The organism is Enterobacter chinensis (genome assembly GCF_034008295.1).
GTDB lineage: Bacteria > Pseudomonadota > Gammaproteobacteria > Enterobacterales > Enterobacteriaceae > Enterobacter > Enterobacter chinensis.
This window is the reverse complement of sequence record NZ_JARDVI010000001.1, coordinates 693,284-715,417: the sequence shown is the minus strand read 5'-3', so window position 1 is coordinate 715,417 and position 22,134 is coordinate 693,284. Positions and strand designations below refer to the sequence as shown.

General features: G+C 57.6%; 20 protein-coding genes. 16 read left to right on the top strand and 4 right to left on the bottom strand.

Annotated features, from left to right (window positions below; genetic code table 11):
• Positions 1–13: 13 nt before the first annotated feature.
• From PYW49_RS03510 to PYW49_RS03500, 3 genes are read right to left on the bottom strand one after another with little or no spacing between them, the layout of a single operon-like run.
• On the bottom strand, positions 14–1,546 hold the full coding sequence (locus PYW49_RS03510) for an ABC transporter substrate-binding protein (RefSeq protein ID WP_320385684.1): 1,533 nt from the start codon (positions 1,544–1,546) through the stop codon (positions 14–16).
• A gap of 15 nt (positions 1,547–1,561) precedes the next feature.
• Positions 1,562–2,137 (bottom strand): D-alanyl-D-alanine dipeptidase, encoded by a 576-nt coding sequence (gene ddpX / locus PYW49_RS03505; RefSeq protein WP_134350373.1) that lies wholly within the window; start codon positions 2,135–2,137, stop codon positions 1,562–1,564.
• Positions 2,138–2,149: 12 nt separating this feature from the next.
• On the bottom strand, positions 2,150–3,004 hold the full coding sequence (locus tag PYW49_RS03500) for a MurR/RpiR family transcriptional regulator (protein WP_320385683.1): 855 nt from the start codon (positions 3,002–3,004) through the stop codon (positions 2,150–2,152).
• Positions 3,005–3,270: 266 nt separating this feature from the next.
• Here PYW49_RS03500 and PYW49_RS03495 point away from each other — a divergent pair, with 266 nt between their 5' ends.
• The 16 genes from PYW49_RS03495 to dsbG all read left to right on the top strand — a co-directional run bounded on the left by PYW49_RS03495 (position 3,271) and on the right by dsbG (position 20,801).
• Positions 3,271–4,752 carry an alpha/beta hydrolase gene (locus tag PYW49_RS03495; protein ID WP_320385682.1) on the top strand — a complete coding sequence of 494 codons (1,482 nt, stop codon included), beginning with the start codon at positions 3,271–3,273 and terminating at the stop codon, positions 4,750–4,752.
• A 95-nt stretch (positions 4,753–4,847) separates the two neighbouring features.
• On the top strand, positions 4,848–6,059 hold the full coding sequence (locus tag PYW49_RS03490; RefSeq protein ID WP_134350370.1) for a diguanylate phosphodiesterase: 1,212 nt from the start codon (positions 4,848–4,850) through the stop codon (positions 6,057–6,059).
• Positions 6,060–6,148: 89 nt separating this feature from the next.
• Positions 6,149–7,039 (top strand): aminoimidazole riboside kinase, encoded by an 891-nt coding sequence (locus PYW49_RS03485; RefSeq protein WP_320385681.1) that lies wholly within the window; start codon positions 6,149–6,151, stop codon positions 7,037–7,039.
• A gap of 173 nt (positions 7,040–7,212) precedes the next feature.
• Positions 7,213–8,730 carry a carbohydrate porin gene (locus PYW49_RS03480; RefSeq protein ID WP_320385680.1) on the top strand — a complete coding sequence of 506 codons (1,518 nt, stop codon included), beginning with the start codon at positions 7,213–7,215 and terminating at the stop codon, positions 8,728–8,730.
• Positions 8,731–8,798: 68 nt separating this feature from the next.
• A complete protein-coding gene (locus tag PYW49_RS03475) occupies positions 8,799–10,169 on the top strand; it encodes a sucrose-specific PTS transporter subunit IIBC (RefSeq protein WP_134350367.1) in 1,371 nt (456 codons plus the stop codon).
• Complete coding sequence (locus PYW49_RS03470; protein WP_320385679.1) at positions 10,169–11,575, top strand: sucrose-6-phosphate hydrolase; 1,407 nt, start codon at positions 10,169–10,171, stop codon at positions 11,573–11,575. The genes PYW49_RS03475 and PYW49_RS03470 overlap by 1 nt, the downstream gene beginning before the upstream one ends.
• 28 nt (positions 11,576–11,603) lie before the next feature.
• A complete protein-coding gene (locus PYW49_RS03465; RefSeq protein ID WP_320385678.1) occupies positions 11,604–12,620 on the top strand; it encodes a LacI family DNA-binding transcriptional regulator in 1,017 nt (338 codons plus the stop codon).
• Positions 12,621–12,709: 89 nt separating this feature from the next.
• The gene (locus PYW49_RS03460) at positions 12,710–14,260 is read left to right on the top strand and encodes a methyl-accepting chemotaxis protein (RefSeq protein ID WP_320385677.1); all 1,551 of its coding nucleotides are present in this window, start codon (positions 12,710–12,712) and stop codon (positions 14,258–14,260) included.
• 218 nt (positions 14,261–14,478) lie between these two features.
• The gene (locus tag PYW49_RS03455; RefSeq protein ID WP_320385676.1) at positions 14,479–15,153 is read left to right on the top strand and encodes a hypothetical protein; all 675 of its coding nucleotides are present in this window, start codon (positions 14,479–14,481) and stop codon (positions 15,151–15,153) included.
• Positions 15,154–15,162: 9 nt separating this feature from the next.
• The gene (locus PYW49_RS03450) at positions 15,163–15,591 is read left to right on the top strand and encodes a WapI family immunity protein (RefSeq protein WP_320385675.1); all 429 of its coding nucleotides are present in this window, start codon (positions 15,163–15,165) and stop codon (positions 15,589–15,591) included.
• A 273-nt stretch (positions 15,592–15,864) separates the two neighbouring features.
• Positions 15,865–16,284 (top strand): hypothetical protein, encoded by a 420-nt coding sequence (locus PYW49_RS03445; RefSeq protein WP_320385674.1) that lies wholly within the window; start codon positions 15,865–15,867, stop codon positions 16,282–16,284.
• Between the two features lie 5 nt (positions 16,285–16,289).
• Positions 16,290–16,850, top strand: a complete 561-nt coding sequence (locus tag PYW49_RS03440; protein ID WP_320385844.1) for an RNA polymerase sigma factor — start codon at positions 16,290–16,292, stop codon at positions 16,848–16,850.
• Positions 16,851–16,937: 87 nt separating this feature from the next.
• The gene (locus tag PYW49_RS03435) at positions 16,938–17,309 is read left to right on the top strand and encodes a hypothetical protein (protein WP_320385673.1); all 372 of its coding nucleotides are present in this window, start codon (positions 16,938–16,940) and stop codon (positions 17,307–17,309) included.
• Positions 17,310–17,357: 48 nt separating this feature from the next.
• Complete coding sequence (locus PYW49_RS03430; protein ID WP_320385672.1) at positions 17,358–19,382, top strand: protein-disulfide reductase DsbD family protein; 2,025 nt, start codon at positions 17,358–17,360, stop codon at positions 19,380–19,382.
• A gap of 7 nt (positions 19,383–19,389) precedes the next feature.
• Positions 19,390–20,001, top strand: coding sequence for a DsbA family protein (locus tag PYW49_RS03425; RefSeq protein WP_320385671.1), 612 nt, complete (start codon positions 19,390–19,392; stop codon positions 19,999–20,001).
• 41 nt (positions 20,002–20,042) lie between these two features.
• The gene (gene dsbG, locus PYW49_RS03420; protein WP_320385670.1) at positions 20,043–20,801 is read left to right on the top strand and encodes a thiol:disulfide interchange protein DsbG; all 759 of its coding nucleotides are present in this window, start codon (positions 20,043–20,045) and stop codon (positions 20,799–20,801) included.
• A gap of 40 nt (positions 20,802–20,841) precedes the next feature.
• Here dsbG and PYW49_RS03415 read toward each other — a convergent pair whose 3' ends face one another.
• Complete coding sequence (locus tag PYW49_RS03415; protein WP_320385669.1) at positions 20,842–22,134, bottom strand: glycoside hydrolase family 10 protein; 1,293 nt, start codon at positions 22,132–22,134, stop codon at positions 20,842–20,844.

The following is a 22,134-nucleotide window of genomic DNA, read 5'->3' as shown; positions in this document are numbered from 1 at the left end:
CCGGCGAGAACCGTTATTTGCTCATGGTGGCGATGTTAAACACCTGCTCAAGCATCGGATTAAAGGTGAAGCCTTTGACCTCTTTGTTCATCGCCAGCTGGTAGTTCTTCTGGAACAGATAAACGTAGGCCGCTTCGTCAATCACCACCTTTTGCGCCTGCTGGTAATCTTTGGTGCGTTCCGCCTGGTCGGTGGTTTTCAGCGCGGCCTGCAGCAATGAGTCGACCTCTTTGTTCTCATAGAACGAACGGTTGCCCGGCAGCCCTTTTTTGTCTGATTCAAACCAGTAGTTCATGAACATATACGGGTCGGCAAAGTCCGGGCTCCAGTTGCCGATGGCAATGTCGTAATCACCTTTGCCGACGCGGTCGCGCATGGTGGCATTGGCCAGTTTTTCCAGCTTGACGTTAATGCCGATCTTGCCAAGGCTGGCCTGGGTCGAGAGGGCGATAGGCTCCCAGTTGGGATCGTTGTCCGAGTAGAGGAAGGTCAGGCTGGCGGGCTTGTCTTTAACCTTCTCCAGGGCTGCTTTGGCTTTGGCCTCGTCAAAGCTGTACTGCATTGCCGTGGCGTCAAAGCCCCACATGCCTTCCGGGATCGGGCCGCGCATTTGCTTGCCGTTGCCGCTCAGAATGCCTTTCACCATGCCCTGGTAGTCCGTCGCCCAGGAGACGGCCCGGCGTAAATCCACCTGGTTGAGCGGGGCTTTGCTGTTGTTGAGGTACAGATAAGTCACGCGCAGCGAGGGGTATTCCGCGACGGCCACTTTCCCTTCCTGCTTCAGGGCTGCGAGCTGATCGACCGGCAGGGAGTCGGCAATGTCCAGGTCACCGCGGGAAAGCTGCAGCCGGCGGGAGGCGCTTTCACCGATAATTTTCACCGATACACGCTTAAAGTGCGGCTTGTCGCCCTGCCAGTGGGGGTTCGGCACCAGGATCAGCTGCTGGCCTTTCTGCCAGCTTTTCAGCATAAACGGCCCGGAGCCGGCGGTGTTTTGCGCCAGATACCCGCGCGCGTCGTCCGCGGCATTGGCCTTCAGCACAGCCGGGTTAATGATGGAAGCCCCGTCGTTTGCCAGGGTGTACAGGAAGGGCGCGAACGGCTGGCTGAGGGTAAATTTCACCGTGTGGTCATCAACGGCGTCAACTTTCAGGTCTTTCGGGAAGGCTTCTGACGGCCCCTGGCTGAGCTTAAGCAGGCGTTCAAAGGAGAGTTTTACCGCTTCCGCGGTGACCGGCGTGCCGTCGGAAAATTTCGCGTTATCCGCCAGGGTAAAGGTCCACTCTTTCTGGTCGTCGGACGCTTTCCAGCCTGTCGACAGATCGCCTTCTACCTCGGTAGAGCCCGGCTTGTACTTGACCAGACGCTGGTAGGACGGATAGGTAACGGTCCAGTCGTTGTTATCAATCGTCACGGCAGGATCGAGCGTTTGCGGGTCGGCGGCTTTACCGATCGCCAGCATGTCTTTCGGGACGGCAGCCAGCGCCAGCGGGGCGCTCAGGACCAGCGTGGCGGCAATTACGGTCGAGAGAAGCGATGTTTTCATTGCAGTGCTCCAGGTTCAAAGAGAGGTGTGCGTCAGTGGAAAACAGGCAAAACGGTCATCAAGCAGCGGGTAGCTGGCGGCATTCGGCAATTCGAAGTGCCACCATTCGCTGCCGATCCCGACAAAACCGCCGCCGAACATGATGGCGTTCAACAGCAGACGGTTGCGCTGGGCGTGCGGCGGCACGGAGGGGTGATACGGATGTGAACGGTCATGCATTTCGTCAAAACCGGCGCCCATATCCAGCACGGCGTTATGTTCGTCCATCAGCGTGACGTCGATGGCCGTACCGCGGCTGTGGTTAGAGCCAATCGCCACGTCGACCACATATTCCGGATTCGGGCAGGCATCCCACAGCTGGGCCTGCGCCTGCTGCGGCCGATAGGCGTCGTAGACCACCAGCTTCAGTCCGGCCAGCGTGGCAATGCTGATGGCTTTTGCCAGCGCGGTGGCGGCATCGATATGCAGCAGGCACAACGCCTCCTGATAGATCGGGCGGCCAGTAATGTTGTCGGCGGTGGCGTACTTCAGATCGATATGCAGCGTGGGGAATGTCTTCGCCACATCAATCAGTTCACTCTCTTCGGGCATAGTTCCGCTCCTTTAGCGTTCGAATTGTCCAAACTCTTGTTGTAATTGTCGGTTGACCGCCAGGCGCGCCGGAAGCGCATCACCCAGCGCTTCCACCACGCCCGACAGCAGCAGGTTGAACAGACAGCTCACGGGGGCAAGTGAATCCCAGAAATGACCGGTATCGGTTTTCACCTGCAGCAAATCAATCGGGTAATCCCGTGCCCACGGGCACCAGATGTCGGTGATTAAGGCCAGCGGAATCCCTTTTTCGCTCGCGACGCGGCAGTACTGGCGCGCCATCGCGGAGTAGGTGCGCGTATCGGTCAGCACGACGTAGGGATGCGAAAATCCCGAGTTCAGGGATTCAACCCAGCTCCCGGATGCCCCTTCCGAATAACTCACGCGCGGGCGGAGGTACTCGAGGTGGCTGAAGAAGGCGTTGGCAATCCCGCGCGTTGACTGGATCCCCAGCACAAACACCGCGTCCGCGTGGGCCAGGTGGTGTACCACCTGACGGAAGGCGTCCGTTTGCGCCAGCTGATACACCTGCGTGATGGCATCCACTTCCAGAGACAGGGCGTGCTGAAGGCGGTTGGGCAGGGGGCGCTGCTGCTGCCAGGAGTCAAGCCGCTCGCTCATGCCCCAGGGCTGATACGGGTCGCGCAGGCTCTTTTTGGCATCTTCCAGGTTGCGATACCCCAGCTTGCGCAGGAAGCGCCCAACGGTGATCCCGCTGGTTCCGCTCGCCAGACCCACGCTCTCCGCCGTTTCAAACGGAATTTGCGCGGCGTGCGCCAGCAGCCAGCTCCCGACCCGCTTTTCGCTGGGTGTGAGCTGGCTGAAGGTCGCTTCGATACGGCTCAACATCTCAGGTTTCGTCGTCATACCGCCTCGCTGTTAACAGGCTGTCAATGGTCGAATTTGTGTTATCGGTTTAACAATGCACGACGCGTGCCATGTTCACAAGACGGTAAGAACCCGCTGTGGAGCAAATTTCATGCAATATTTGATTAACCAATGATCAACATTTGTGCATCGTAGTTCACTTTTGGTGCACTGTCTGAAGCGTCAGGTATGAATTTGGTGAATACGTCAGTCCGTTCACATTTTTGATAAGATAGAAGCACTGTGAATATAAAAGGGATCCCGGCATGGCGAATTTGCCCTGGCGAGTCAGCGTGCGCCTGTTAGCGCTTGCAAAGAAAATGGCGATGGTCGCGGGGATCGTGCTGATCGTCCTGCTGGCGGTGCGGGTGTATCTCTCGCAGCAGGGGCCGGAACTGCACCTGTGGCATACCTGGCGGGCCGATGAGATGTCCGTCCGCGATCTGGATAACGCCGATTTTGCCGGGTATATCGCCCGGGAAAACGCCATTTTCGCCGATCTGGATAAGGCGGTGACGGCCAAAACAGAGCGCGAAGAACGCACGCCGCTAAACCGCTATTATCGCCAGAGCCTGGTGTGGCCCGGCCAGTTTTCGCCCGATGCCAACCGCTCATTTGTGCTGATGCCAGCCGGAAAGCCGCGCGGCGCGGTAGTGCTGCTGCACGGTTTAACGGACTCGCCTTACAGCGTTAAACACCTTGCCATGAACTATCAGCAGCGCGGCTTTGTGGCCGTTGTCCCGCGCCTGCCAGGACACGGCACCGCGCCCGGCGCGCTGACCGGCGTTGACTGGGAGATGTGGCTGGCGACGACGCGCCTTGCGGTGCGGGAAGCCACGCGTCTGGCGGGGGAGAATGTGCCGCTGCACCTGGTGGGCTACTCCAACGGTGGGGCGCTGGCGATGAAATATGCCCTCGATGCACTGGATTCGTCTGCGTTGCGTAAACCGCAGCAGGTGATACTGCTCTCACCGATGATCGGCGTGACGGCCTTTGCGCGGTTTGCCGGTGTCGCCGGGCTACCGGCGCTGCTGCCGGCATTTGCCAAAGCAGCGTGGCTGAATATCTCCCCGGAATATAACCCCTATAAATACAATTCTTTCCCGGTGAACGCCGCCCGCCAGTCGTGGCTGCTGACGAAAGCCCTGCAGGAGCAGATTGGCCGCGCGGCGCGTGAGCAGCGGCTGGCACAGCTCCCACCGGTGCTGGCGTTCCAGTCGGTGATGGATTCCACGGTCAGCACCCGCGCGGTGGTCACCGGTCTGTTTGACCAGCTTCCGGCAAACGGCAGCGAACTGGTGGTGTTTGACATCAACCAGGCTGCCAGCTTCCGCCCGCTGTTCAAGCCGTCGTCGTGGACGGCCACCTCGGCGCTGCTGCCGGTGGCGCAGAGACGTTACAGTGTCACGGTTATCACCAATGCTGGCGATCACAGTTTTTCGACAGTAGCAAAAATAACCCCCGCAGGGAGCACACGGGAGACGGTCGTGCCGCTCGCGCAGTCCTGGCCGCAGGATGTCTATTCGCTGTCGCACGTTGCCGTGCCGTTCCCGCCGGATGACGCTCTCTATGGCCGCGAACCAGGCGTAAAAAACCGCTATGGCATTAGCCTGGGGACGATTGCGCTATGGGGAGAGACTTCCGTGCTGAGCGTCGGGAAAGAGGCGCTCATGCGGGTCACCTCAAACCCGTTCTACGACTATATGCAGGAGAGGATCGACAGCCGGATCGGGGACGGGGAAAAGTAACGTTCCCTTGTGACGTGAATATGTTAGGTCGCATTGATTAAGTATGTTAAATAGTAGCTTCAAGGCACCTCTCTTTCTTATCGGAACCCATTTTTGTGCTGACGACTCTGATTTACCGAAGCCAGTTGAATTTATCCCGCCAGTCCACTGAACTGCGGGAGCTGGTGGAGCGCGCCAGGGGCCGCAACGCAAAACTGAATATTACCGGCGTACTCCTTGCTAAAGGGAGTGATGTCCTGCAAATCCTCGAAGGGTCGGAAGAGAGTGTGGTTAAGCTGTTCCATACCATCCGCGAGGACAAGCGGCATAGTGGGGTGGTTGAACTGATGCGGGACTATGGCCCGCGCAGACGCTTCGAAAATGTCGGTATGCTGCTGTTCGATCTGCAAACGCAGTCGCCGAAAGAGGTGCTGCAGTCGGTTCTGCACTACAGCAAGCTTGAAAGCTATCTGACCTCTGATGACCGGGTGTTCAAATTCATTCAGACGTTTATTATGGGCAAACGTCCGGTCCCGTCGGGAGCACGCTACATTCCTGAAAAATGGACGCTCTCACCCGAAGCGTTACCCTTTGGCGAGTCTCTGGGTCTGATTGCCGGTCAGTCCTGTCAGTTTGCGCTCCAGCCCATTGTCGAGCCTTCGGAAGGGAAGATCAGCTCCCTTGAAGCCCTCATCCGCGGCAACGACGGCGGCAGTCCGGAGCACTTCTTCAGCACCCTCGACCCGGACAAAATCTACGAAGTCGATCTCCAGACAAAAGCGTATGCCTTTGCGCTGGCGGAAAAACTGGGTATTGGCAGCCATAAAATTGCGGTCAACCTGCTGCCCATGTCGCTGGTGAATATCCCCAACGCTGTGGAATTCCTGGTCAGTGAGATTAAAAAACATGGGCTGCAGCCAGAGCAGGTGGTCATTGAAGTTACTGAAAACGAGATGATCTCCGGCTTCAACCAGTTTAATAGCGCCATCAAGCAGCTTCGCGGTGAGGGGGTTGGCCTTGCGATTGATGATTTTGGTTCTGGCTACGCCGGTCTTTCTCTGCTGACCCGGTTCCAGCCGGATAAAATTAAAATTGACCGGGAAATTGTCAGCGATATTCACCTCAGTGGCCCGAAACAGGCGATTGTGCGCTCCATCGTCAGCTGTTGTTCCGACCTTGAAATCACCCTGGTGGCCGAAGGGATCGAGAAGATAGAGGAGTGGTGCTGGCTCGAGTCTGCCGGTATCCGCCGCTTCCAGGGCTTTCTGTTTGCCCGTCCGCAGATTAATGGCGTCGGTGATATTCACTGGCCGCATCTGGTGCGTTAAGCCAATTTTCCTTCCCCGTTATTTCCCCTTTGCCCTGCCTGTGCTTAAATAGCTAAAACGGTTTAACATAGTTTAGCTAAGAGGATCACATGAAAAAAATCTGGGTACTTGGCGATGCGGTGGTGGATTTGCTGCCCGATGGAGAAGGCAGATTGCTGCAGTGTCCCGGCGGCGCACCGGCAAACGTTGCGGTCGGTATTGCCCGGCTGGGTGGCCGGAGCGCCTTTATCGGCAGGGTTGGCGACGATCCTTTCGGACGTTTTATGTATAAGACGTTAGCGAATGAGCAGGTCGACGTGCAGCAGATGCGCCTTGACCCGGCGCACCGCACCTCGACGGTGGTGGTCGATCTCGACGACCACGGCGAGCGCTCGTTTACCTTCATGGTGCGCCCGAGCGCCGATCTGTTTCTGGAACCCGCCGATCTGCCGTCGTTCAGCGCCGGGGAGTGGCTGCACGTCTGTTCCATTGCGCTAAGCGCAGAGCCGAGCCGTTCTGCGACATTTCAGGCGATGGCCGCTATCCGTGAGGCGGGCGGTTACGTCAGCTTTGACCCCAATATTCGTCCGGATCTCTGGCCGGATGAGAACGCACTGCGCCGCTGCCTGGAGCAGGCCCTGCAAAGCGCCGACGTGGTGAAACTCTCCGTCGAAGAACTGGCGTTTTTAAGCGGAGATGTGCAGGTAAACGTCGGTCTGGACACGTTGATGCAGCGCTGCCCGGCGCGTCTGGTTCTGGTCACCCAGGGTAAAGAGGGCGTTATCGCCTGGAATGAAGGCAGCGTAAAACACTATCCGGCAACCCCCGTTCAGTGCGTCGATACAACCGGCGCGGGAGATGCCTTTGTGGCGGGGCTACTCTACGGTCTGGCCGACGGGCAGGACCTGACGCCGGTCATCGCCTTAGCCCAGCGCTGCGGCGCGTTAGCCACTACCGCCAAAGGGGCCATGACCGCGTTGCCCTGGCAGCACGAGTTGTAAATCCTCCCTTCACTGGCCGCCACCCGGCGGCCTGAATTGTCGCCTCGATCACACTTACTAAAACGGTTTAGCAAAAAAGATTGCCGATCCAAAATTCAGAGGTTTAGTATCAGCAGCCTAAACCGGTTTAGCAATTTAGCACGTTTAATGACTTCTTTTAGGGATGCGACAAAATGTATAAAAAACGCAGACTTGCCGTGATGATAGGCATGCTGGCCGGTAGTACCTCTGTTTTTGCCCAGACGGATATGTCCAGTATCGAAGCGCGTCTTGCCGCAATGGAACAGCGCCTTCAGGACGCGGAAACGCGTGCGCAGGTTGCTGAGAGGCGCGCCACGGCAGCAGAACAAAAAACGCAGCAGCTGGTTACTGCTCAGCAGCAGGCGCAAACGACAACCCAGGAGGTGGCGCAGCGCACCACCGCGCTGGAGAAGAAGGCGGATCAAAGCGGTGGGTTTGAGTTCCACGGCTACGCTCGTTCTGGCCTGCTGATGAATGATGCGGCGTCCAGCAGCAAAAGCGGTCCTTATCTGACGCCAGCCGGCCAAACCGGTGGCGCAGTAGGGCGTCTGGGTAACGAAGCCGATACCTACGTTGAGCTGAACCTGGAGCACAAGCAAACCCTGGATAACGGGGCGACCACGCGCTTCAAGGCGATGCTGGCCGACGGTCAGAGAACCTATAACGACTGGTCAGCCGATACCAGCGATCTCAATATTCGTCAGGCCTTCGCGGAGCTGGGCAACCTGCCTGATTTTACCGGCGCGCTGAAGGGCAGCACCTTCTGGGCGGGTAAACGCTTCGACCGCGACAACTTTGACATTCACTGGCTGGATTCCGACGTGGTGTTCCTGGCCGGTACCGGTGGCGGCGTCTACGACGTGAAATGGAACGATTCGCTGCGCAGCAACTTCTCTATTTATGGCCGCAACTTCGGCAGCGTGGAGCAGACCGACAATAACGTTCAGAACTATATCCTGAGCATGAACCACTTCGCCGGCCCGTTCCAGCTGATGGTGAGCGGCCTGCGGGCGAAAGATAACGACGACCGCAAAGACACCAATGGCGATCTCATTAAAACGGATGCTGCCAATACCGGCGTTCATGCGCTGGTGGGCTTGCATAATGAGAGCTTCTACGGCCTGCGGGAAGGGACAGCCAAAACGGCGCTGCTGTACGGTCACGGGCTGGGTGCGGAGGTGAAAAGTATCGGCTCCGACGGCGCCTTGCTGTCTGAGGCAGATACCTGGCGCTTTGCAAGTTACGGTGTCACGCCAATCGGCGGTGGCTGGAGCGTTGCGCCCGCCGTACTGGCACAGAGCAGTAAAGATCGCTACGTCAAGGGCGATAGCTATGAGTGGGTAACGCTCAACACCCGCCTGATTAAAGAGGTTACGCAGAACTTCGCGCTGGCGTTTGAGGGAAGCTATCAGTACATGGATTTAAATCCGGAAGGCTATAAGGACCGGAACGCCGTCAACGGGAGTTTCTACAAGCTGACCTTTGCACCAACGTTAAAAGCGAGCAAGATCGGCGACTTCTTTAGCCGTCCTGAGCTGCGCCTGTTTGCCACCTGGATGGACTGGAGCAGCAAACTGGATCATTACGCCAGCGATGATGCCTTTGGCAGCAGCGGCTTCAACGCCGGCGGGGAATGGAACTTTGGGGTCCAGATGGAAACCTGGTTTTAACCCAACCCGCTCCCGCCCGGCGGGAGCGGTTCAAACATCATAAAAAATGAAGTCAGGCAGAGGTATCTATGGATTTTGATAATATCGCCCGCGCGCTTATTCCGCTGCTCGGTGGCAAAGAAAACATCGCCAGCGCGGCGCACTGCGCAACGCGTCTTCGTCTGGTGCTGGTCGATGACGCGCTTGCCGATCAGCAGGCTATCGGCAAGGTTGACGGCGTAAAAGGCTGTTTTCGTAACGCCGGACAGATGCAGGTGATTTTTGGTACGGGCGTGGTCAACAAGGTTTACGCCGCGTTTATTCAGGCGGCGGGGATTAGCGAATCCAGCAAATCTGAAGCTGCCGATCTGGCGGCGCGCAAGCTGAACCCGTTCCAGCGTATTGCCCGTTTGCTTTCTAACATCTTTGTGCCGATCATTCCCGCGATTGTGGCGTCCGGTCTGCTGATGGGCCTGCTCGGCATGGTGAAAACCTACGGCTGGGTTAATGCGGATAACGCCATCTACATCATGCTGGACATGTGCAGTTCCGCTGCGTTTATCATTCTGCCTATTCTGATTGGCTTCACCGCCGCGCGCGAGTTTGGCGGTAACCCGTATCTCGGTGCGACGCTGGGCGGCATTCTGACCCACCCGGCGCTGACCAACGCCTGGGGCGTGGCCTCCGGCTTCCACACCATGAACTTCTTCGGCCTTGACATCGCGATGATCGGCTATCAGGGCACGGTATTCCCGGTGCTGCTGGCCGTCTGGTTTATGAGCATGGTGGAGAAAAACCTGCGCCGCGTGATCCCGGACGCATTAGACCTGATCCTGACGCCGTTCCTCACCGTCGTTATCTCCGGCTTTATCGCCTTGCTGATTATCGGCCCGGCGGGGCGCGCCTTAGGGGATGGTATTTCCTTTATTCTCAGCACCCTTATCGCCCACGCGGGCTGGCTGGCCGGGCTGCTGTTTGGCGGACTTTACTCGGTGATTGTGATCACCGGTATTCACCACAGCTTCCACGCCATTGAAGCCGGACTGCTGGGGAATCCGTCGATTGGCGTTAACTTCCTGCTGCCTATCTGGGCCATGGCGAACGTGGCGCAGGGCGGTGCCTGTCTGGCGGTGTGGTTCAAAACCAAAGATGCCAAAATCAAAGCCATTACCTTGCCGTCGGCGTTTTCTGCGATGCTGGGCATTACCGAAGCGGCCATTTTTGGTATCAACCTGCGCTTCGTTAAACCGTTTATCGCCGCACTGATTGGCGGCGCGGTGGGCGGTGCCTGGGTGGTCTCCGTACATGTTTACATGACCGCCGTCGGGCTGACTGCCATTCCGGGCATGGCCATCGTGCAGGCCAGCTCGCTGCTCAACTATATTATCGGCATGGTGATTGCCTTCGGCGTGGCGTTTACCGTCTCACTGCTGCTGAAATATAAAACGGACTCTGAATAATGACGTTACCTTCCCGCTGGCCTGCGATCCTGCAGGCCGTTATGAAAGGTCAGCCGCGGGCGCTTGCGGATAGCCATTATCCGCAATGGCACCCCGCGCCGGTGACGGGGCTGATGAACGATCCCAACGGGTTTATCTGGTTTGCCGGCCGCTACCATCTGTTTTATCAGTGGAACCCGCTGGACTGCGAGCATCGCTTTAAGTGCTGGGGGCACTGGAGCTCTGCGGACCTGGTGCACTGGCAGCATGAGCCGATGGCGCTGCTGCCCGACGAAGAATATGACCGCAACGGCTGCTACTCCGGTAGCGCCGTGGATAATGAGGGCGTTTTGACCCTGTGCTATACCGGCAACGTCAAGTTCGACGACGGCAGCCGCACGGCCTGGCAGTGCCTGGCCGTGGAGCAGCCGGACGGTACCTTCACGAAGCTGGGGCCGGTGCTTGCACTGCCGGAAGGTTACACCGGCCACGTGCGCGACCCGAAAGTGTGGCAGCACGACGGGATGTGGTACATGGTGCTCGGCGCGCAGGATTTGCAAAAGCGCGGCAAAGTGCTGCTGTTTAAATCGGCCGATTTGCACGCCTGGACGTCCTGCGGGGAAATCGCCGGTCACGGCGTCAACGGCCTGACGGACGCAGGGTATATGTGGGAGTGTCCGGACCTGTTCGCGCTCGACGGAACGCACATCCTGATTTGCTGCCCGCAGGGGCTGGCGCGCGAGCCGCATCGCTATCTCAACACCTATCCGGCCACCTGGATGAGCGGGGCGTTTGACTATGCAAGTGTCGCATTCGATCACGGCGAACTGCACGAGCTGGACGCGGGCTTTGAGTTTTACGCCCCGCAAACGACGCTGGCGGAAGACGGTCGCCGCATTCTGATAGGCTGGATGGGCGTACCGGACGGGGAAGAGATGCTGCAGCCCACGCGGGCGCACGGCTGGATGCACCAGATGACCTGCCCGCGCGAATTACAGTATCGCGACGGCAAACTCTGGCAGACCCCGGTGCGCGAGCTGGCGGGGCTGCGCGAAGAAGAGCAAAACTGGCAAGGGTACGCCAGCGCTGCACCGGAACTGGACGCCACGCGCCTGGAGTTTGAGATGAGCGCAGCGCTCGCGAGCGTCGATTTTGCCGGCGCGCTGCGTCTCACCGTCGATGAGCAGGGCGTGCGTCTGGAACGCGCGAGCCTGAAAACCGGTGAAACGCTGACCCGCTACTGGCAGGGCGATGTCCGTCATTTACGCGTTCTGTGCGACCGCTCCAGCGTTGAAATTTTCATCAATCACGGTGAAGGGGTGATGAGCAGCCGCTATTTTCCTGACCATCCGGCCCGGGTGCGATTCGAAGGTGCGTCCGACATCACATTACGCTACTGGTCGCTGCGCGCCTGCATGATAGAATGAGGGTTTTGGCAGCCGGATCTAAGTCGTTGTGAGAAAAACAAAACGCGTCACCATTAAAGACATCGCGGAGCTGGCGGGTGTGTCAAAAGCCACCGCCAGCCTGGTACTGAACGGGCGCAGCAAAGAGCTTCGCGTGGCGGAAGAGACGCGCGAGCGCGTGCTGGCGATCGCAAAAGAGCACCACTATCAGCCCAGCATTCACGCCCGGTCGCTGCGCGATAACCGCAGCCACACCATTGGTCTGGTGGTTCCGGAGATCACCAACTACGGTTTTGCCGTCTTTTCTCACGAGCTGGAAACGCTGTGCCGCGAGGCGGGCGTTCAGCTGCTGATCTCCTGCAGCGATGAAAACCCGGGGCAGGAGACGGTGGTGGTGAACAACATGGTGGCGCGCCAGGTGGACGGGCTGATTGTGGCCTCCAGCATGCTTAACGATGCGGACTACCACAAGCTGAGCGAGCAGCTGCCCGTTGTCCTTTTCGACCGCCACATTAACGACAGCGCGCTGCCGCTGGTCATCACCGATTCCATTACCCCGACGGCGGCACTGGTGGCCGACATTGCGCGTCAGCATCCTGATGAGTTCTACTTCCTCGGCGGGCAGCCCCGCTTATCCCCGACGCGCGACCGCCTGGAAGGGTTCAGGCAAGGGCTTCGGGACGCTGGCGTAGAGATGCGCCCGGAGTGGATCATTCACGGCAACTATCACCCGAGCTCCGGGTACGAGATGTTTGCTGAACTCTGCGCCCGCCTGGGGCGCCCGCCGAAAGCGCTGTTCGCCGCTGCCTGCGGGCTGCTGGAAGGGGTGCTGCGCTATATGGGCCAGCATAACCTGTTGCAAAGTGATATCAGGTTAGCCAGTTTTGACGATCACTATCTCTACGATTCGCTGACCATCCCCGTGGATACCATCCGTCAGGATAACCGTCAGCTGGCCTGGCACTGCTTTGATTTGATTAGCAAATTGATTGAGGGCGAGACCCCGGAACCGCTGCAGCGGAAGCTCGATGCCACCCTGCAGCGACGCTATAAGTCAGCAAAATAGCCCGACTTAATACATCAATAACTTTAATTAATTTAAGTTTTGGAAGCGCCGATAACCATAAGGAATAATTTTCCTTGAGGTATTGGTTTATGTCGTTGAAAAAGTCGTCCCTGATTGTCCTGTTCTCACTGCTTTTCTTCTTTGTTGTCAGCACTGTCACCAGCGTTGGCCTCATCATTAAAAGTAATAATTCCCTGGATAACGTCAACAAAGAGATCCAGGTTGTGCTGTCCATTATTGACCCTATCAACCATAGCCGTACGCTGCGCGTTCGGGTTATGGAGTATGTGAAGATGGTGGAAGCGGGCAATTCGGCAGACGAGTCTGCGAAGCTTGCTGCCGTGAAAGAGGCGTTGACCAAAGCGGACCACGCCTTTGCGGCCTTTATGGCGTCGCCGCGTCTGACGGATGAAGCCCCGCTGGTGAGTGCCTATCAGGATGCCTGGCAAAACTACCGCAACCAGGGGCTGGCGCCGCTGATCGATGCCGCCGCGGCGCACGATGTCGCCAAATTTAACGCGCTGATCCCGGAAGTGTCCCGCCTCGACCGCCAGTACGAGATCGTTCTCGACCAGGTACTTTCCGTCCACCAGAAATACGCCAAAAGCCTGAACGAAGATGCGAGCAGTAACTTCATCTCCGGCCTGGTGATTATTGCCGCTATCGCCTGCCTGTTTGTGGTGGTGATTATCGCCGTCAGCATGCTGATGAAGCGCTTTGTCTTTGCACCGGTAAACCTGGCGCGCGAGCACTGCAGCCAGATTGCGGCAGGCAAGCTGGACATTCCGGTGCCGGTGAAGGGGAGCGCACATAACGAAATCGATCATCTGATGAGCTCGATGGAGCAGATGCGTCAGGCACTGCTTGCGACCATCGCCCAGGTGCGCGATGCGAGCCATACCGTGACGCACGCAGCCCAGGAGATTGCCTCCGGGAATATCGACCTCGCTTCACGTACCGAGCAGCAGGCTTCCGCGTTAACCCAGACGGCGGCCAGTATGGAAGAGCTGAGCGCGACGGTGGCGAACAATACCGATAACGTCTATCAGGCCGGGAAACTGGTGCAGGACGCGGTGAAAAATGCCCATACCGGTGAAGCGGTGACCCGCGAAGTCATCGACACGATGAATACCATCGCGGCGAACTCGAAGCGCATCGAAGACATTACCAGCGTGATTAACAGCATCGCCTTCCAGACCAACATCCTGGCGCTGAACGCGGCGGTTGAAGCCGCACGCGCCGGCACGCAGGGACGCGGCTTTGCGGTCGTGGCCAGTGAAGTGCGCACTCTGGCGCAGAAAAGCGCGGTGGCGGCTAAGGACATCGAGAGCCTGATTGCCCAATCGGTTTCCAGCGTGAAAAACGGTGCGGAGCTGGTCAGCCGCTCGGGCGAAGTGATTGACTCGATTATTTCATCGGTGAATAAAGTGAATACGCTGATGGAGCAGATCTCCGTCGCCTCTGAAGAGCAGAGCCGCGGGATTAGCCAGGTCGGACAGGCGGTAACCGAGATGGATGGCGTGACCCAGCAGAACGCCGCGCTGGTGCAGCAGTCCGCCGCGGCAGCGGCCTCGCTGGAAGAGCAGGCGCAGCAGCTTTCACGGAGTATTTCGAGTTTTAGTTTGCCGGTGCAGGCTTGATTGAATAAAAGAGGCTCCTTAGGGGGCCTTTTTTGTGGCGGGTGTAATGGGGAAGACGTACCAGAAAGGACTACACCAATTGTGGTGTACACATCCTTTCAATAAGTCCAACGAAGCATTCATTTTCTGTGCAAACGAAGTTAACGTCATGAAAAGTGGAATGAAGCGATATGGTCCATTAAGATGACTGCAGGATAAAACCAAAAGGAAAATTGGAAATGGCAGTAGGATTAGTTACAGACGAGCCCGGACGCTATTACGACTTTCGTTCAAATCTACCGTCGGGTGAGTACTTTCAGTTTCGCCCCCGCAATCCTCCACTGAACTCGAAGCCCATCGTAGATGATGAAAGTGGAATGTGTATCGGCTTTTCCGTCGTTCAGGCACCCGGTTTATGGCAGATTTATGATGTTGATGGTGTGTTCATCAGGTTAGAAGAGGCGCCATTAGAAGCCCCCTTGTTTGACCCTACAGATCTCGCTTTAATCGCCTTTGGCGCATTTCGACTTTTTCGGGCTGGTAAGGCGTTACTGGAGAGTGGTGTCAAAACCGCCGTAACGGTGAGACTCAGTGAGGCTACCATCAGTCTCTTGCGTGGCCGTCTGAAAATGGGCTTATCAGCTCGCGGGCTCAGGATGAGTGAATCATCGGCAAAACATATGCTAACACCCGGTCGCTATGTGCCTTTACAGATTCAGGAAAAGGCCATTCGTTATGGTACGAGAACACCAGACCCACTGAAAAAGCCAGGGCTTTTCCGGTACGAGGCTCGTATGTATAAGCTTGTGGAAGACAAGCAAAATAAAGGCGCTTATATTTACAAGTCTTACCGTCTAGAGGTGTTGGTCAGGGAAGCTGACTGGACTATTATGCATTTTCAGTACATGCCGTAAGGGGGGATCATGATAGATATCACAAGCGGTGACAGACACCTTAAATTAACGCCTTATGAAAGGCTGACTGAGCCCGAGGTGCCTGCCTATAGCCGTATTATGGTATGGGTTGAATTCTCAATCCCTGTCTTAAAAACAGAGTTTGCTGCAGAGTTTTTTGTCGGTCAGTTAGAGCAATTCAGGAATGATACACATGCTTTCCATCAGGCCTTAACGACAGGTATAAAGTCTAAGGATATTAGTTTAACCTCGGCATTCGAGCAGGTTATGCTTAAGTTTCATCAGGCACATTTTGCCGGGGCTGTTGGAGTTAGTATGGTACTGAAGCCTGAAAACCATGCTGACAGTATTACCCTTGACGATTCCTTCGATATTGATGAAAGTTATTTTCCCGACCTGTTGTCTGGTCTGGACGACATCATTTCATGGCAAAACTGATGCTTGAATTAAGCCACAAGACCAGCACTCAGAATGCCGGTCTTTTTATGCCATTTACTCGCGCCTTTCTCCTTTTCTGTCAATTGAAGACTAGCGACTTCATTTCGCAAAAATGATGGTCTGAAGGAGACTCATAGCACCCGCCAGCTCTAACAGCTATGAGTCCAAATCCGACAGCATAAAAAATTTTCATTCACCCCAGCAATATTTCCCTCCCTCATCCGTCTACCTCATCACAAGCCATAATCAGTTACTGTAAACGAGGTAAACACCATGAGAGATTTTGATATGCACGAAAGAGGTCACGGACGTGGATTTGGTCGCCACCGTATGGGCAAGGGCTTAGTCATCGGCGCGGTGATTTTCATCGTGCTCGGCCTGCTGGTCATGACTCTGTGGAACGCCTTACTTCCGGCCATCCTTGGCGTGAAAGCCATCGGATTCTGGCAGGCGCTGGGCATTCTGGTGCTGAGCCGCATTCTGTTTGGCGGGTTAGGTTTCCGCCCCGGAATGTTTGGCGCGCACCGCCGGATGCACGAGCGCTGGATGAACATGACGCCCGAACAGCGCGAGGCGTTTATTCAGCAGCGTCGCGAAGGGTTTGGTCGCCACGGTCGCGGGCACTGCGGCTGGCGCGGTCATCGTGACGATAAACGCGACGACGCCACGCCAAAAACGCCGGAAGCAGAGTGAGCGAAATGAAAACCGGGGAGGCGGGCGGATCCATGCTGATGTCGGCGCTCAATGCCTGCCGCGCCCGGCTGAAAGCCTTCATTCGCGGGCGGACGTCCGTCCGCGATGATGCCGACGACATTTTGCAGGAAGTGACCTATCAGCTGATGAAAGTGGAGCAGCCGGTCGAAAACGTCGCCGCCTGGCTGTTCCGCGCAGCGCGTAACGAGATGACCGACCGGGCGCGTAAAAAGCGCGAGGTGTCGCTCTCAGGTTATTTTACTGGCGAAGACGAGGAGGGTTTCCCGGAGGACGAACTGGCCGAAACCCTGTTCGGCGTACCGAACACGCCGGAAGAGGAGTACCTCAAAACGCTGCTGTGGGAAGAGCTGGGGCAGGCACTGTCTGAACTGCCGCCGCCGCAGCGCGAGGTGTTTGAAAAGACCGAACTTCACGGCTACAGCATTAAAATGCTGGCAGAGGAGACCGGTGCCAGCGAACAGGCGCTGTTATCCCGCAAGCACAAGGCGGTGCTGTTTCTGCGCACGCGACTGCAGGACGTCTATGACGCCCTCACGGGCGAATAGCGGCGACAGACAAAACCTTACACTTCCGCCACTTGTAGATTCATCACTATCGTTTATGATCGGGGCGTCTTGTTACTCTGGAATGTTATGCGCAACCGTCAGCTCCTCGGAAAATGGCTTTTGATCGTCACCTGTCTCGCGATGGCGCTTTGCCTCGTGCAGCGTGCGGTGATGCTCAACCATTTTTTACAGGGACTGGATCCGCAGATTTCTCTGGTGGCAGATGCCCCGGCTCAAAGCAGCACCACTGAACAGCCCGGCCCGTCGCCCTGTCAGCTTGGCGCACACTCGCTGCTTTGCGCGCAGCCGCTGTTCTTCGACGGTGCGCTACCGGCCATTATTATCTTCTTCGCGCTGCTGCAGCTGTTTACGCAAGGGCGGGCATTTGCTCCCGCAGAACAGCCCGTTCAGGCACCGCCTCCCCGAATACACCTGAAAAACTGCGTTTTCCGTGAATGAAAATCATCGTCACCGCACGATAATTTTTCACTGTTCACGGAGTAAAACATGGTTAACCTCTTCAGGGGATTCGTCTTCCTGTGGCTGTCCTGCATCGGCATTGTCCATGCGGCGGACACGGGCTGGCTGGTTTCCCCCCAAAACGATCACGCCCGCATCCGCTTTCAGGCGGAGAGGGAAAACAACCGCATTCAGGGCCTGCTCACCGTTGAGCTAAAGCCCGGCTGGAAAACCTACTGGCGATCGCCGGGCGAGGGCGGCGTGGCGCCGAAAATCAGTTGGCCGGAAGGCGTGAAGGATAGCTGGTCCTGGCCGGTACCGTCGCGCTTCGATATCTCCGGCATGACCACGCAGGGCTATCACGCTAGGGTCCAAATCCCGATTACGCTCGACGGGGTGAAGAACGATACGCTCGACGGGACGCTCACGCTCTCCACCTGCAGCAACGTCTGTCTGCTGACGGACTACCCGCTGCACCTCGATTTTACCCAGCCGGCGGATGACGGTTTCCGTAGCGAATTCGAGCAAGCGATGCGCGCCGTTCCCGGTACGTCAGGCGTATCCACGGATCTGTCCGCCTGGCTCTCTGGCGACAAACTGGTGATTACCGGCACCACGGACGGGAAATGGGACAATCCAGGGATCTACTTTGACCCGCTGGAGGGCGACATTCTGCCCGGCGATCCGGTCATTACGCACGACGGTAACCGGCTTCGGGTAACGGTGCCCGTCACCGATGATTGGGGCGATAAGCCGGCCTCGCTGAAGGGCAAAGCGCTGTCGTTTGTGCTGACCAACGGCGACCAGGCGCAGCAAACCTCACTCACCGTTGGGGCAACGCCCGAAGCACCCGCTGCGCCTGACGGGACCGGCAAAATGGTGCTGTTTGCGCTGCTGGGCGGGCTGATCCTGAACCTGATGCCCTGCGTACTGCCGGTGATGGGCATGAAGCTAAACAGCATCCTGCACGCGGGCTCGGACAGACGCACGATCAGGCTGCGCTTTCTGGCAACCAGCGCCGGGATTATGACCTCCTTTATGCTGCTGGCCGCGATGGTCACCGCGCTGAAGCTGGCAGGAGCATCGCTGGGGTGGGGCATTCAGTTCCAGAACCGGTGGTTTATCGGTCTGATGGTCACCGTCACCTTCCTGTTTGCGCTGAACCTGTTTGGAACGTTTGAGATGCTGCTGCCCTCCGCCGCCGCAGGACGGCTGGCAACGGCAGGGGGAGCGGGGATAAGCGGCAGTTTCTGCGAAGGGATGTTCGCCACGCTGCTGGCCACCCCGTGCTCCGCGCCGTTCCTCGGGACCGCGGTCGCCTTTGCCCTTGGCGCACCGCTGTACTCCCTGTGGCTCATCTTCCTTATGCTCGGCGTGGGCATGAGCCTGCCGTGGCTGTTTGTCGCCCTGGTTCCGAAAACGGCGTTGCTGCTGCCTAAACCCGGGCGCTGGATGAATACGCTTAAAGTCGTTCTCGGCCTGATGATGCTGGCCTCCAGCTTCTGGCTGGCGTCGCTGCTGAGCCAGCATCTGGGCGACGCGATCGCTCAGGTCGTGATGCTGATTCTGGTCGCCGTCGCGCTGGCGCTGTTCGTGATGAAGCGGCAAGCATCCTCGCCGCTGTTCTGGCTCGTCGTCATCGCGCTGTCGGCTTTCGGCGGGTATCAGGTGCGCGGGCTGCTTAACGCGCCGCCTGACGCGTTGGCGCAAAATACCGCACAGACCATCTCGTGGCAGCCGCTCAGTGAGGAAGCCATCGCGCAGGCGCTGGTGCAGGGGAAACGGGTGTTTGTGGATATCTCTGCCGACTGGTGTGTGACCTGTAAGGTGAACGAGCATCGGGTACTGAATCAGCCGGACATCATTGCCGCCCTGCGCCAGCCGGACGTGGTGGCCCTGCGCGGAGACTGGAGCCAGCCTTCCGCGCTTATTGCGGAGTTTCTGGCGAAGCGAAATCGCTACGCCATTCCGTTTAACGCGGTCTATGGCCCCGGCCTGCCTGATGGCGAAATCCTCTCGCCGCTGCTGGACAAGCGCACCCTGGTTACCACCCTGAACAACGCAAAAGGCTAACTGTGTTATGAAAAAATTCCTTATTACGCTTCTGCTCCTGCTGGCCCCGGTTCAGGTGTTTGCTGCCCAGCCGTTGACCCCGGACCAGGAACAGCGTGCGCAGAAGATGGTGTATGATTTCCTGTTTAACGATCCGAACTCCCCGCGCATCGGCGCGAAAAATCCCAAACTCACCCTGGTGGTGTTTACCGACTACAACTGTCCGTACTGTAAAAAATTCGATCCGTACCTGGAGAAGATTGTCGAAAAATACCCGGACGTCGCGGTGGTCTTTAAGTTTTTACCTTTCCGCTCGGAAAGTTCGCTGACCGCGGCGCGGGATGCGCTAACGCTCTGGCGTCAGGATCCCGGGCAGTTTATGAAACTGAACCATACCCTGATGGCGAAGAAGGGGTACCACGATGACGCCAGCATTCAGGAGGCGCAAAAGCGCGCGGGCGTGAGCGTCACGACGCCGGATGAGGAGAGTCTAATGACAATTAAGCGCAGCCTGATCGTCGCGGAAAAAATGGGGATCCAGGGAACGCCCGCCACGCTTATCGGCGAGGGATTGCTTCCCGGCTGGGTGCCTTTCGAGCAGTTCGATGAAATGGTCAGTGACGCACTGAAAAACCGCTAACCTGAAGGGGGCGTAATGCCCCCGACAACCCGGAGAGGGAAATGAAAAAATTACTGTTACTTTCGGCGCTGGCGACGTCAGGGCTGGTACAGGCGGCTGAAGCCATACCGGACGTGGTGAAGCACTTCAGCGAACAGCAGAACATTAAAATCATCAAGAAGCTGGATGCGCCCGGCGGTGCCCCAGCCTGGCTGGGGCAGTATCAGGACATGGGCGTCACGCTGTTTTTAACGCCGGATGGTAAGCACGTGATCTCAGGTTATCTGTACGACGACAAAGGGAAAAACCTCAGCGAAGGGGTTTTCCAGAAAGAGATCTACGCCCCGATGGGACGCGAAATGTGGAAGACGCTCAACGCGGCGCATCCCCTGAAGGAAGGGGCGGATAACGCCCCGCGTAAAGTTTTTGTCTTCGCCGATCCGTTCTGCCCGTACTGCAAACAGTTCTGGTCCGAGGCGCAGCCGTGGGTGAAAGCGGGTAAGGTTCAGCTCAACACGCTGCTGGTGGCGTTCCTCAACCCCAACAGCGGACGTAACGCCGCCGCCATCCTGAATGCGAAGGATCCGGTTGCGGCCTGGCGCGAATACGAGCTTTCCGGTGGGAAAAAATTACCGAAACCAGAGGGCGAGGCTTCCCGCGAAACGGTAGCGATACTGCAGAAGCACCAGACGCTGATGGACAGCCTGGGCGCTAACGCCACGCCGGCCATTTATTACATGAATGCGGAAAATGAGCTGCAGCAGGTGGTCGGTATGCCGGATGCGCAGCAGCTTGAGGCGATGTTCGGGCCGAAGCCGTAAAAAAACAGGCAGAAACGGGGTGTTTCTGCCTGATGTTCACTTAGCTACCCCAGCGTCCTTTCAGGTAGTTCACCGCCTGCTGCGTCTGCGGCTGGTTCAGGTAATCTTCCCGGAACAGGATCGTGCCGTTGACGTTGGGCAGCGAATCGTTGAGATCGAGCTGTTTTTTCAGCTCCGGCACGCCACCCTGAACCGTCCAGTCCGGCTCATTTCGCGACGGTTCGCCCACCTTGTAGAACGCAATGCCGATATACAGGCGAGTGTGGGTCGGCTTCACTACGTCGGCCCACCATTTGGTCAGCACGTCGTAGCGCGCGGCATCCCGCGAGAAGGGCCAGTAAATCTGCGGAGCAATGTAGTCCAGCAGGCCCTGCTGCACCCACTGACGCGTGTCGGCGTAGGATTCATCATAGGCCGCGGCACCGCGGGTGTCGGAGCCTGCCGGGTCAAACGAACGGTTACGCCATACCCCCGCAGGGCTGACGCCAAACTCCACGTCGGGCTTTGTCTGTTTAATCGCCCGGGAAACCTGGACGATCAGCTGCTGCGTGTTGTGTCTTCGCCAGTCGGCTTTTGAGGCAAATCCCTGGCCGTACTGCCGCCAGGTCTGCGCGTCATTGAGCGCGGATCCCGGCGATTCGGCATAAAAATAATCATCAAACTGCACGCCGTCTATCGGGTAGTTCGCCACCACTTCGGTCACCACCCGGGTTATCCAGTCGCGAACTTCCGGAATGCCCGGGTCGAGCACAAAGCGGTCGCCCGAGATGCGCACCCACTCCGGGTGCTGGACATAGACGCTGGACGGGGTCTGGTATGACGTCCGGTTCAGGGCGGCGATGGTTGACGGCCTGGTGTTGGTCGACACGCGGTACGGGTTGAACCAGGCATGCACCTTCATGCCGCGCTTGTGCGCTTCATCGAGCATAAACTGCAGCGGATCGTATCCCGGATACTCACCGACGTTGCCCGTCAGCATATCTGACCACGGTAAAATTTTTGATGACCAAAGCGCCGTGCTGTCCGGCTTCACCTGGAAAAATACCGTGTTAATGCCGAGGTGCTTCAGGTTGTCGAGCTTGCTGGTCAGCGCCTGCTTTTGCATCGCGATGCGCTGGTCAGCGCTGCGACCGTTCACCGAGGCTACAGGCGGCCAGTCGAGGCGAGAGACGGTCGCCAGCCAGATCCCGCGCATCGGCTCGTTTGCCTGCTGCGTCGGTTTGCTCACGGTGGGAAGGGGGGTAACCAGTGATTTGGGTGGTTTTGAGGAGCAGCTCACAAGTAAAAGTGCGCAGGCAGTCAGCGCACCTATCCGTTTTACGTGTCGCGTCAT